At 60.3% G+C, this 11,701-nt stretch carries 10 protein-coding genes; 9 read left to right on the top strand and 1 reads right to left on the bottom strand.

Annotated features, from left to right (window positions below; genetic code table 11):
- Position 1 precedes the first annotated feature (1 nt).
- On the bottom strand, positions 2–1,603 hold the full coding sequence (locus GDJ93_RS07920; protein WP_226812549.1) for an FAD-binding oxidoreductase: 1,602 nt from the start codon (positions 1,601–1,603) through the stop codon (positions 2–4).
- 345 nt (positions 1,604–1,948) lie between these two features.
- Between GDJ93_RS07920 and GDJ93_RS07925 the strand changes: the two genes are divergently transcribed.
- The 9 genes from GDJ93_RS07925 to GDJ93_RS07965 all read left to right on the top strand — a co-directional run bounded on the left by GDJ93_RS07925 (position 1,949) and on the right by GDJ93_RS07965 (position 11,696).
- On the top strand, positions 1,949–2,245 hold the full coding sequence (locus GDJ93_RS07925) for a hypothetical protein (RefSeq protein WP_152068378.1): 297 nt from the start codon (positions 1,949–1,951) through the stop codon (positions 2,243–2,245).
- Positions 2,242–2,751 (top strand): hypothetical protein, encoded by a 510-nt coding sequence (locus GDJ93_RS07930; protein WP_152068379.1) that lies wholly within the window; start codon positions 2,242–2,244, stop codon positions 2,749–2,751. The genes GDJ93_RS07925 and GDJ93_RS07930 overlap by 4 nt, the downstream gene beginning before the upstream one ends.
- 89 nt (positions 2,752–2,840) lie before the next feature.
- Positions 2,841–3,440, top strand: a complete 600-nt coding sequence (locus GDJ93_RS07935; protein WP_152068380.1) for a hypothetical protein — start codon at positions 2,841–2,843, stop codon at positions 3,438–3,440.
- Positions 3,424–3,705: a hypothetical protein gene (locus GDJ93_RS07940; RefSeq protein ID WP_152068381.1), complete on the top strand. Its 282-nt coding sequence runs from the start codon at positions 3,424–3,426 to the stop codon at positions 3,703–3,705. Before GDJ93_RS07935 ends, GDJ93_RS07940 begins: the two co-directional genes overlap by 17 nt.
- An 18-nt stretch (positions 3,706–3,723) precedes the next feature.
- A complete protein-coding gene (locus tag GDJ93_RS07945; protein WP_152068382.1) occupies positions 3,724–5,154 on the top strand; it encodes a hypothetical protein in 1,431 nt (476 codons plus the stop codon).
- A 118-nt stretch (positions 5,155–5,272) separates the two neighbouring features.
- Complete coding sequence (locus GDJ93_RS07950) at positions 5,273–5,989, top strand: DUF554 domain-containing protein (RefSeq protein ID WP_193221497.1); 717 nt, start codon at positions 5,273–5,275, stop codon at positions 5,987–5,989.
- Between the two features lie 88 nt (positions 5,990–6,077).
- Positions 6,078–7,838 carry a TerB N-terminal domain-containing protein gene (locus tag GDJ93_RS07955; RefSeq protein ID WP_226812550.1) on the top strand — a complete coding sequence of 587 codons (1,761 nt, stop codon included), beginning with the start codon at positions 6,078–6,080 and terminating at the stop codon, positions 7,836–7,838.
- Positions 7,831–9,135 carry an ATP-binding protein gene (locus GDJ93_RS07960; RefSeq protein ID WP_152068383.1) on the top strand — a complete coding sequence of 435 codons (1,305 nt, stop codon included), beginning with the start codon at positions 7,831–7,833 and terminating at the stop codon, positions 9,133–9,135. The genes GDJ93_RS07955 and GDJ93_RS07960 overlap by 8 nt, the downstream gene beginning before the upstream one ends.
- 116 nt (positions 9,136–9,251) lie before the next feature.
- Positions 9,252–11,696: a DEAD/DEAH box helicase gene (locus GDJ93_RS07965; RefSeq protein WP_152068384.1), complete on the top strand. Its 2,445-nt coding sequence runs from the start codon at positions 9,252–9,254 to the stop codon at positions 11,694–11,696.
- Positions 11,697–11,701 lie beyond the last annotated feature (5 nt).

An 11,701-nucleotide genomic window follows, 5' to 3' on the forward strand; every position in this document is an offset into this window, starting at 1 on the left:
TTCACGCGCCCCCTTTCTGGACAAGCTCATCCAAGAGCTTCTCCGCAAACAGGTTGCCGCGACCAAGCTGGCCGGCAGGATCGAGCTGGAGTTTGAGACGCGCCGACTCGACCATGGCCTCGTGGCCGTACATCGTCTCCAAGAAGCCCGCCTTGATCTTGCCGACGCCGTGCTCGGCAGAAACGGCGCCACCCATGGCCGTGACCTCGGAAGCCCACTGGGCAAAGAGTTCTCCACCGCGACGGTAGTCTTGCGCATCGCGCGGCAGAATGTTCACATGCAGATGGTTGTTGCCGATGTGTCCCCAGGCAGCAGATTCAAGCCCGCTTTCGGCCAGTGTGCGGCGATAGAGGGCCACGACATCGGCAAGGCGTGCATTGGGCACCGACATGTCCGAACCCAGTTTGGTGATGGTGGGATCCGTGCGGCGGCGCTCGTCGATAAGCATATTGACGCTCTCGGGGACCGCGTGGCGGAAGAACCGCTGGCATTCGCGATCGGCCTCGGTGCGCGCAACCCAGGTCGCGTCGTCGTGGCCGCCCGCAAGCTCCAAAACCCATCCCAGGTGGTACAGCTCCTCGGTCGCCTGGGCCTCGTCGTCGCAGTCGAGCTCCACGTAAACACAGACCTTGGCGTCTTTGCCGAGTGCCGGCAGCGAGGCGAACGCGGTCGACTGCTCGCGCTGGCGACGTAGAATATCCAGGGCGCCAGCATCGAAGTACTCGATGGCAGCCGCATGGGACAGGACGGGGCGCACGGAATCGGTAAAGGACACGGCCTTGTCTTCGCTATCGAAAAAGCAGCTCACACCCCAAACGACCGCAGGCGCCGACTGCAGGGCAATCTCGAGCTCGGTGATAACGCCGAGCGTGCCGCAAGCGCCGATAAAGAGGTCGATGGCGTCCATTTCGTCCGCAACGAAATAGCCTGAGGCATTTTTTGTCTTGGGCATGGTGTAGTCAGGAAGATCGAGCTCGAGTGCACGGCCCGCTGCCGTCACGAGCGATAAGTGGCGGCCCCGGGCAAAAGCCTCGCCGCGCTGAAGCTCAAGCAAATCGCCATCAGCCAGCGCGACGTGGAGTCCCGTGATATGCGGGCGCATGGGGCCGTAAGCGTAGCTGCGGGCGCCGGAGGCGTTGCATGCCGCCATGCCGCCCAGACAGGCAGACGCCTCGGTGGGATCGGTGGGAAAGAACTGCTCGGGGGCCTCTTGGAACTCCTCGTAGGCCTCAAGCGATGCCTGGTCCCAACCAGCGGTCGGCAGCACCTTCTTGCTCAGCTGCTTGCGCAGCTCCGAGAGAACAACGCCCGGCTCCACGCGCAGCAGAAATTGGCCTTGTTCATCGCGGCGAAGGCCCAAGTAGCGATTCATACGGGAAGTATTGAGGATATGCCCGCCGTGGGGCACGGCACCGGCGGCAAGGCCGGTTCGGGCGCCCTGAACCGTTACCGGGACGCACTCGGCATGGAGTTTTCCCAAAATGGCGCGGACCTCGTCTTCCGTCGTCGGAAACGAGATGCTCGAGGCCTCGCCCGATGCGCGAGACTCATCGCGACCATACTCTTCGAACTCGTCGGTGAAGGGTTTGATGGTTGCAGACACGCGAACTCCCCCTTTAGCTAACTACAGTGTTTGCAGGGAGATGTTACCGCATCGTTTCGTCGACGTGTTCGAGACCGTCTCCATAATTGGCGATTTTTACGTTCGTGCAATTCGGCGAACGGCAAGGCTTCCTCGGCAGACGATGCTTTTGACACATATGGCCCCGCCGTCGCCGACCGCGCGATTGTCGCTCGAAAAAAGTTGGAGTATTTTTTGCCGCCTTTTACCTGCGGAGACGCCAATCCGTCAAGCATTTGGTCAGAAATTGGTCAAGTAGCGGCTGATACGGTCGGCGTCGACAGCCAAAACCGATAGAAGTTTTGGCCCAGAAGCAGGGAGGTTCCCATGGCATATTACTGGCCCCAGTACGGCATCGCCATCGAAGTCGACGACGATCCCCATCTCCTACCTTTCGACGAAGAGGCATTCCCCGATACGACGGTCTACCACGTTACCACCGATGTGATCTGCGACCCCGAGTCGTTCTCGGCGCTCGCCCACCACATCGCGCATATCCACGACATCGAGCTCCCTCCCGACTTCGACGAGCTCGTCTACTCGCGCCGTCTGATGCTTCACATGCTCTTTGGAGCGGACCCGTCCACCTTTGCGCGCGTCTATACCACCAAGGATGCCGCATGAGCGCGAAGAGGCCACCCCACTTTGTAGGCCTGGGTCGTCGCAAGAAGCTCATCGTTGCCTGTTTGGCCATCGTCTGCGCCCTTGTCGCCGTAGGACTATACGCTTGGCAGTCGCAGCCCGTACCCGAGGCGGGCGCTTCGGTTACGACGGCCGAGGGCAAAACGCGTCAGGAAATCCAAGATGAGCTCGACGCTATCGTCCGCGACAACATGATGACGATCTCGGTCGCGCCGGTCGCTCAGCTGCAGGAAGACGGCAAGCTGCGCGTCAACGTGCAAAACGTCCAAGACAATAAATTTCCCCAGCGATTCCGCGTCATCCAAAACGACGAGACCATCTACGAATCCGGTGTGGTCGAGACCGGCAAAACGGTCGAGACATGCCCCGCCGGCGACATCAAAGAAGGCGAGGCGTACATCGAGATCCAAGCACTCGATGCAAAGACCCTCGACAGCCACGGCAATCCGACACGTGTCAAGGTACGGGTTGAGCAAGCCGAGAACTAGCTTTCCGGCCGACGCGGCACCGCACACAATTCACCAGCATTCGTCCAATCATCGCGGGGACGGCCCGCGGCGAATAGAAAGGAACGGCCATGGACATCACCAGGAACATGAACGGAGCCAGAGCGCTCGTCGTGGGCGCAGGGCTCGCGCTCGCGCTCGCAATGGGCGCCGCCCCGACGCCAGCTATGGCAGCCGGGCGCGTTGGAACCACAAAAGTAATGGTCAGGACCGAGATCGACAACGTTGAGTTCAAAGTTCCGACGGTTATTCCCTTCGTCGCCAAGGCCGACGGCACGCTTCAGGGCCCCTCAGAAGACGCGACCACCATCGACAATCATTCGGCCTACGGCATCCATGTCACCAACATGAAGATCGACGCCATAAACACCTGGACCATTACTGCCGACGCCAAAGCCGGAACCGCACAGAACTCCATCGACTTTAAGGTCGGCCCCGACGGCGCACTCCAGAACGCCAGCGCCGCAATGCAGGGGACGGGCCTCGATCTTTCCAAGAACGCAGCCTTCGACATGGGCTACCAGGGCATTGCCGGCGGCACGGACAAAATTAAGCTCAAGACAAGCGGAAACGTCGCCCGCGTCACGCGCGACATCTTCCGCGTAACTGGCGAAGGCGATCAGGTTGCGACAATCACCTGGACGGTCGAGCCCGGTGCGCACACGGCATAAGGCCGTCGCCCTGGCCGCCGCCGTCAGCATCCTAGCATTTGGGCCAGCCATGGCCTTTGCCCAGCAAGAACAGGCGCAGGCCGCCACGCAAGTGACGGTCGACCTCTCGGAGCTCGACCGCGGCGACCGCGAGGAACCGTTGGCGCAGACAGGCGACAGACGATGGCTCTTGGCAGCAGGCGCCACAGCAGCAGGCGCGGGGACCGCCGGCCTCGGTCTGCACATCAAACGCAGCCAGAAACAAAACATGGACAGGCCGCACTAAATTAGCTAAGGAGACCCCATGGCATCGAAGAACCTTTTGCCCGTCGTCGCACTCTGCGGCGCGCTCGCAACCGGAACGCCTGTCGCCGCTTGGGCGACTCCCGTCATGGCAGACTCCTTACCAGCAGCCCTAAGCTCCGCACCAAATCCGCCGAGCGCCATTGCGTGCAAGCGTTTTTCGATCGCACAGGCCGCAATCTCGACCTCGGGATGCCTTCGTCGTAATACGGACGGCTCGATAGTCGTGGATATCAATCGTTCGAACAAGACAAACGGCTCCCAGACGGGGTGCGCCGTCTGCACGTGGCGCCCGGTTGCGCTCGATGCAGATGGCGATCCATGCAATTTAGAGCTGCGCATCGACATCGCTTCGGTCGATGACTCGGCGAACGGAGCGAAGGTCGCCTTCGACGGTACGTTTTTCGAGAAAGGAGGCGGTATATGTCTGGGCTGCGCCGCCGCGAATGCAGACGATGCGCAGCCCACCCTCTCATTCACGGCATCGTTGCGGCTGACCAAAGCCGGCACCGATGCCATCGCGGCGGGAGAAGCGTCCCTGCTGTTCTACGCCGTCAGTACCAAAGACACAGACGCTCATTTCGAGAAGCCAGCCGGATCGCTCAGCCTTACACGAGGGATAGAGGCAGGCCCTATTGAAATCGATGCCCACGCGCAAAGCAGGCAACGCATTCTTGCCGACCCGGCGCTTCTCGAAATGGAGTGGAACGGATCCGGAGCCATCGGAATTCTCCCCTCCGCGCTTGACGCCAAGACGCTCCCCTCAAACGACGAACCCATCAACGCAACCATACAAGAAGAGAGCGCGGACAACGAAGCAGGTGCGGGCGACACGCCGTCGCCGACAAACAGCGTCCCAGCTTCTTTCGAAGCATCGAATGAGCCCGCTGCCGTTCCAAACGACCCCGAGCTCGCGGACAGTCTGGGGCTTGCTGATCCTCAAGAAATTGATGAGGGTAACTGCTGCGTGCTTGCCGCGCTCGACCACACAGAGGTCATCGACGCTGCGAACATCGAAGTTGCCGCCGCCAATCAGCCCGTCCGCAAGTCGGCCATCATCGCATTTCCCGAATCCATCGAAGTCGTCTTTTTGCCATCGGGCGAGGTCGTGGCCCCAACACTGCTCACCTTGTTGGGCGCCAAGAATACTCGAAACGAAATAAAAAAGGTCACGGTTGTCGACCCTGTAACCACCGCTAAACTGCGTCTATACGCCGTTGCCCCAGACGGAGGCAAGACCTTGGAATTCGATGGCGACACACTCCTAGCCTGGCGACGTCTGGACATTATGCAAGACGTCTCGTATCAGATCGAACTCGTAGGGTTTGATCGTGCCCGCGATGCCAATATCATCGCCGCGGCTATTGAATCCCCACAGCGGCTTATGACGTTGCGCTTTGACTACTATCCCTATGTCCCGACAACCACCTGAGGCTTAAATGCTGCGCACCATTCCTAATACCACTTATATAACGTATTAGATGAGTCGCGATGTGCCTCGCATTTCGTTCTGTTACGATTGCCACGTTGGCATCAATACAGGAGGGCTCATGCCGGGCTTGGGAACAATCATCAACGTTGTGCTTTTAGTTGCGGGCGGTCTTTTGGGATTAGCGGGCGGCCGCTTCATTACACCGCGCATCCAAGACACGCTCATGAAAGCATCGGGGCTGTGCGTCCTGTTTATCGGCCTTGGCGGCACCATGCAAAAGATGCTCCTTATCGATGGGGAGGCGCTGGCGACCACCGGTACCACCATGCTCATTGTCTCGTTCGCCCTCGGCTCGCTCATCGGCGAGGCCATCAACTTGGAGGCCGCCATTGAAAACCTTGGCGAATGGCTCAAGCGCAAGACTGGCAGTGAGGGCGATAACGAGTTCACCAACGCTTTTGTCTCGACTTCACTCACCGTGTGTATCGGCGCCATGGCAATTGTGGGATCGATCCAGGACGGCCTGCTCGGCGACTGGTCAACGCTTGCCCTCAAGGGCGCACTGGACTGCATTATCGTCTGCACCATGACGGCGTCGCTCGGACGCGGCTGCATCTTCTCGGCCCTGCCCGTAGCCGTGTTCCAGGGGACGATCACGTTGTTTGCCGGCGCGCTCTCCCCCATCATGACCACGGCAGCCCTCGACAGCCTTTCGCTCGTAGGCTCCATGCTCATCTTCTGCGTCGGCGTCAACCTCATCCGTCCTCAGACCTTCCGCACGGCCAACATGCTCCCCTCCGTCATCGTGGCGGTCATCTACGCCCTCTTGTTCTAAATCTATCTACATAGCGGTATCTCGAACACCTGTTTGATGCTGTGCTATGATATGAGGTCACCGAAGCTGCGTTAGGAGAGGAGAAGCGGTGGCCGACCAGGACATCAAGATGCTCATCGAGCGCATTATGGCCGAGGCCCGGACCCATCAGTCCGCCCGTTTCTCACATGAAGTCTACGCAGACGAGCCGATTCTCAAAACCGGTCGTCAGATGCAGAACTTCCTCCCCGACCAATACCGCAAGATGCGCGAGATATCGCGCTGGCAGGATGACCCCAAAGGCGGCGCGGGTCGCTGGCTTTCGGAAGCCGAGCTTTTCTACCGCCAAGGCCTACTGATGGCCGACTTTGAGGACGACTGCCCCTACAACGGCACCTTTAAGTCGTACTTTCCCACCTACAATGCCATGAGCGATCGACAGTTGCGCGGCTACTTTACCTGGCGTGCCCAAGTGCGTCGCGGAACCGTCGAGGAAACGTCTACGTCCTTTGCCTTTCTGTATCTCTATGAGCTGATTTGCGGCATTGGCGTAGATGACCCGCTCGATGGTTTTAACAAGATCAAGGCCTTTTGGGATGTCTATCGCGCCTTCGAGCCCGGCATCGACCGGTTTGCACGCGTGTGGTTGCAGGACTACGCCGTGTTCCACGGGCTCGACCCCAAGCTGCTTCGTGACTCTAAAACCGTCATGTTCGATAACGCCCTTATCGAGCTGCGGCGCGCGGCACGAGACCTTGCACCAGCACCGGCACCGTCCGGCCAGACCCCCAAGCGTCGCAAAACCTCCGAGCCCACGCTCCCCCTTCCGCCCGATGAGGTGCGTGAGGAGCGACTCATGGCCGCCATCAACGCCCTCTCCACGTACAACCTAAGTAACTCGCGGCTCGACCGCAGCCACCACCGCGATTTGCGCCACGTGGCATGCGCCGTGTATGTCCGCATGGCGCGCTACTATGACACGCACCGAAAGACCGGCATCGTGGCAAGTTTATTTGGGGAGGAGACGGCCATGCCCTACACCATGTTTGCCTCGGCCGTATTCTTTGCACCCGAGCGCCACGAGGACTGCGAATACCGCCTGGATCCTATCCATATCTACCGTTGCCAAAACGGCTTTTGGGAATGCATGCGTATCCACGGTAGTAGGCAAAAGAGCAGCAAGCTCGGTGAAATGATGCGCGCCTGCGACCAACGCCTGCGCCTGGCGCTGGACCCCGCCCATCCCCTTAAGGAAGAAAAGGTCCCCAAATATCTGGCCAAGATTATCGATGACGAGATTGTGGCATGGCTTTCGTGGGATGCCGCGCACCAACCCGTCAAGATCGATATCGACTTGAGCCAGCTGGGGCACATTCGGAACGCCGCTGCGCAAACGCGCGAAGCGCTTTTGATCGACGAGGAACGCGAGGACAGCGCGTCCGCAGAAGCTGAGGCAGCGGACTCAGGGCAACCGGAAGCCGAGCCCGTAGCCGACGCGATTGTCGAGGCGGTCGCGGCACCCATTCGGCAGGACGAGGCCGACGAGCCGACCATATCCACCGAACAGTTTGGTGTCGTGGCACCGCTTCTCGCGTCAACGTCAGCGTTCGCAGCCGCTGCGCCCGCTGACGCAACGAACGAACTCGCGCCCGCCGCAGACGCCTATCTCCGCGCGCTGCTCGAGCACAACGCAGTACAGGCGGAATCGGCGGTAGCGCAATCGGGGCAGAGCGAGGACATGCTCGTCGATACCATCAACGAGGCGCTCTTTGACCTGGTAGGCGACACCGTAATTGAATTTAGCGCGGCAGGGCCGCAGATTATTGAGGACTACGAAGCAGACGTGAGAGGATACCTAGACCATGAGTGATACCGCATCCGCAGCACCCCGCGTGCCCAAGCGCGTCGCTGCCGTCATTCTCAACTCGCTCAAGGGCGGCGTGGTCCCGCGCATCGGCCTTCCCTATATCACCGTGGGACGCGAGGTCGAGATTCGCGCCCTGCTCACCGATTTGAGTCTCATCGCCGACGGCGGCGCAAGCTTCCGCTTTCTGGTCGGTCGCTACGGCGCCGGCAAGAGTTTCTTGCTTCAGACCATCCGCACGCACGCCATGGGCGAGGGATTCGTCGTCGCCGATGCCGACCTGTCGCCCGAGCGCCGCCTGCAAGGCGGTCAGGGACAGGGCCTTGCCACCTACCGCGAGCTCATCCGCAATATATCGACCAAGACGCGCCCCGAGGGCGGCGCGCTCAACCTTATTCTGGATCGCTGGGTTGCCTCGTGTGCCGACGTCGACGAGTCGGTCGTTAATGCCCAACTGGCCCCGCTCGAGGAGATGGTCCACGGCTTTGACTTCACCCGCATGCTCCGCCGCTACCGCGCGGCCGTATCCGAAGGCGATGAAGAAGCTATGAGCCGGGTGACCAAATGGATTCGTGGCGAATACCGCACCAAGAGCGAAGCGCGCGCCGAGCTGGGCTCCTCGACCATCATCAGCGACGACGACTGGTACGACTACGTCAAGCTCATCGCACGTTTTTTGGTCTGCAGCGGCTACAAGGGTATGCTGGTGCTCATCGACGAGCTCATGAACCTGTATAAGATTCCTAACGCGATTACGCGCCAATACAACTACGAGAAAATCCTAACGATGTACAACGACACGCTGCAGGGCAAGGCACAGTACCTGGGCATGATCATGGGCGGCACGCCGACCTCTATCGAGGACCGCCGCCGCGGCGTCTTTTCCTACGAGGCCCTTCGGAGCCGTCTCGCTCAGGGCCGTTTTGCGCGCGATGATCTCAAAGACATGCTCGCTCCCATCATCCGCCTGCAGCCGCTCACCTACGAGGAGCTGCTGGTGCTCATCGAAAAGCTCATGCAGATCCATGCCGGCTACTTTGGCTGGACGCCCACGCTTACCGAGAACGACTTGGTGGACTTTCTCAAGATTGAGTTTGGCCGCGTGGGGGCCGACACACATCTGACGCCGCGTGAAGTCATTCGTGACTTTATCGAGCTGCTCGACATCCTATGCCAAAACCCCGACGCCAACGTGGCCGAGTTACTGCAAAGCGTCGGCGGCGACGCGCTGGCGCCGGCAGCCGCAACAGACGACACCGGCACCGCGGACGACGACCGCAACTTCGCCGAATTCACCATCTAACCTGCCAAAAAGGGACAGGTTTATTTTGGCAGGTTTTATCTGGGCAAACGTTGAAGCAGTAATGCAGCAAGCCGTTGCCAGCCGCGTTGAGAGATTCGTTTTCGAGAGGAGGCCCCGTGAACGCCTTTGACCGCTACGCCCCGTTTATCCAAGACTTCATCTACTCCCACGATTGGGAGAGCCTGCGCTCTATCCAGGTTGCAGCAGCTGATGCCATCTTTAACACGCAAGATAATGTGCTCCTGACGGCATCCACGGCTTCCGGCAAAACCGAGGCAGCCTTCTTTCCCATCCTGACCGAGTTTTGGGAGAACCCGCCCGCGAGCGTGGGCGCCCTCTACATCGGCCCCCTCAAAGCGCTCATCAATGATCAGTTCGTCCGCCTCAACGACCTCTGCGAAGAGGCCGATATCCCTGTCTGGCACTGGCATGGCGATGTCTCGCAGTCGCACAAGGCTAAGCTCATCAAAAAACCGGGCGGCATCTTGCAGATTACGCCTGAATCGCTCGAGGCGCTCCTGATCCATAAGCACATGGCAATCCCTCGTATGTTTTGCGACCTGCGCTATGTGGTTATCGACGAGGTTCATTCGCTCATGCGCGGCGACCGCGGCGGTCAGACGCTCTGCCTTATCGAGCGCCTCTCGCGCATGGCAGGCGTGCAGCCCCGCCGCATCGGCCTTTCTGCCACCATCGGCGACCCCGAGTGCACGGGCGCCTTTCTCTCACAGGGAACAGGACGCGATTGCATCATCCCCCGCTTTGAGGAACCGCGCCGCGTGTGGCGCATCTCCATGGAGCACTTCTACAACTCGGGTCCCCAGGCACAGCAGCGGGGATTCGAGAGCACGGATCCTCAAGAGGCCGAAGTGCTTGCGTGCGAGCGCATCGAGGCGGCGGCATCCGCGGCACTGCCCGCCGGCGCCCAAGACATGCGTCACAGCGGACAGCTCACACAAGAGGAGCGCCGTCAACGTCGTGAGCGGGCACGGGGCAAGGCCGCTCCCAAAGACCGTCGCACTTCCTCGACCCCTGAGGGCGAAGCCGACATCCCACGAGCGACCGAGCAGGCGCTTCTCAACCCCACCGACACGGCGCCCGACAACGCCGACCCCGGCATGGGCTATATCTTCGAACACACCCGCGGGCGCAAGTGCCTGGTCTTTGCCAACTCGCGTGAGGAGGCAGAGGCCGTGTGCTCCATGTTGCGCAGCTACTGTGAAAGCCGGCACGAGCCCGACCGCTTCTTGATCCACCATGGCAATCTTTCGGCATCGCTGCGCGAGACAGCCGAGGAACTCATGCGCGACGAGGAGCAGGCACAGACAACCGTCACCACCTCTACGCTGGAACTCGGTATCGATATCGGCCGTCTGGAGCGTGCGTTTCAGATCGATGCGCCGTTTACCGTCAGCTCCTTTTTGCAGCGAATGGGCCGCACGGGGCGCCGCGATCTTCCGCCCGAGATGTGGTTTGTCATGCGCGAGGAGGAACCCGAGCCGCGCACGATGATGCCCGAGACCATTCCGTGGAAGCTCCTGCAGGGCATCGCGCTCGTACAACTCTATCGCGAGGAAAAGTGGGTCGAGCCACCCGAGCTCGATCGACTCCCCTACAGCCTGCTCTACCACCAGACCATGTCGACGCTTGCCAGCACCGGCGAACTCACGCCGGCAGAGCTTGCCCAGCGCATACTCACACTCAGCTATTTCCATCGCGTCTCGGCCGATGACTATCGCGTGTTGCTGCGCCACCTCATCAAGATCGACCATATCCAGGTCACCGAGGGCGGTGGGCTCATTGTGGGTCTCGCAGGCGAGCGCATCATTAACAACTTTAAGTTCTACGCTGTATTCCAGGAAAACGAGGAGTTTACCGTTCGCAGCGAGTCGGCCGAACTGGGCACGATTGTCAATCCGCCACCGCCGGGTGAGCGCATCGCCATCGCAGGCCATTGCTGGATTGTCGAGGAAGTGGATTGGAAGCGTCATACCGTCTTTGCCACGCAGGTCAAGGGTCGTGTACCGGCCTACTTTGGCGACTGCCCCGGTGACATCAACACACATGTACTCGAGCGCATGCGCAAGGCGCTCAACGAGCACGCAACATATCCGTACCTCATGGGTAACGCACGGGCTCGCTTGGCGCAGGCTCGTCATACCGCCGAGATTTCGGGCGCGGGAACTAAGCCGCTCATCAACCTGGGTGGCGACACCTGGGTGCTCTTCCCCTGGCTGGGCAGCTACGCCTTTTTGGCGCTCGAGCGCATGCTCAAGATTAAATGTGCCGCGGAGCTGGGCCTTCGCGGACTCGACCCGTCGCGCCCGTACTTTATGCAATTTAAGATGAAGGCCGACGAAGAGATGTTCTTTGAAGTGCTCGCCGCCGAGGCCGTGAAGGACTTCGATCCCATCGAGCTCGTCTATCCCGGCGAGGTGCCTTACTTTGATCGTTACGATGAGTTCGTTCCCGAAGAGCTCGTGCGCAAGGGCTTTGCCGAAGGCGTGCTCGACATAGAGGGCATGAAGCAGCGCGTTCTCGGCTGGCGCGACCACGTCTAAGACCA

Origin of the sequence: Collinsella aerofaciens (assembly GCF_902501475.1) — a bacterium.
GTDB classification, from domain to species: domain Bacteria; phylum Actinomycetota; class Coriobacteriia; order Coriobacteriales; family Coriobacteriaceae; genus Collinsella; species Collinsella aerofaciens_AL.

What these genes read in the sequence shown, in the direction of transcription:
- GDJ93_RS07935 (WP_152068380.1), top strand. Translation starts at nt 2,841, where the DNA reads ATGGACATCACCAGGAACATGAACGGAGCCAGAGCGCTCGTCGTGGGC.
- GDJ93_RS07960 (WP_152068383.1), top strand. Translation starts at nt 7,831, where the DNA reads ATGAGTGATACCGCATCCGCAGCACCCCGCGTGCCCAAGCGCGTCGCT.
- GDJ93_RS07930 (WP_152068379.1), top strand. Translation starts at nt 2,242, where the DNA reads ATGAGCGCGAAGAGGCCACCCCACTTTGTAGGCCTGGGTCGTCGCAAG.
- GDJ93_RS07950 (WP_193221497.1), top strand. Translation starts at nt 5,273, where the DNA reads ATGCCGGGCTTGGGAACAATCATCAACGTTGTGCTTTTAGTTGCGGGC.
- GDJ93_RS07925 (WP_152068378.1), top strand. Translation starts at nt 1,949, where the DNA reads ATGGCATATTACTGGCCCCAGTACGGCATCGCCATCGAAGTCGACGAC.
- GDJ93_RS07945 (WP_152068382.1), top strand. Translation starts at nt 3,724, where the DNA reads ATGGCATCGAAGAACCTTTTGCCCGTCGTCGCACTCTGCGGCGCGCTC.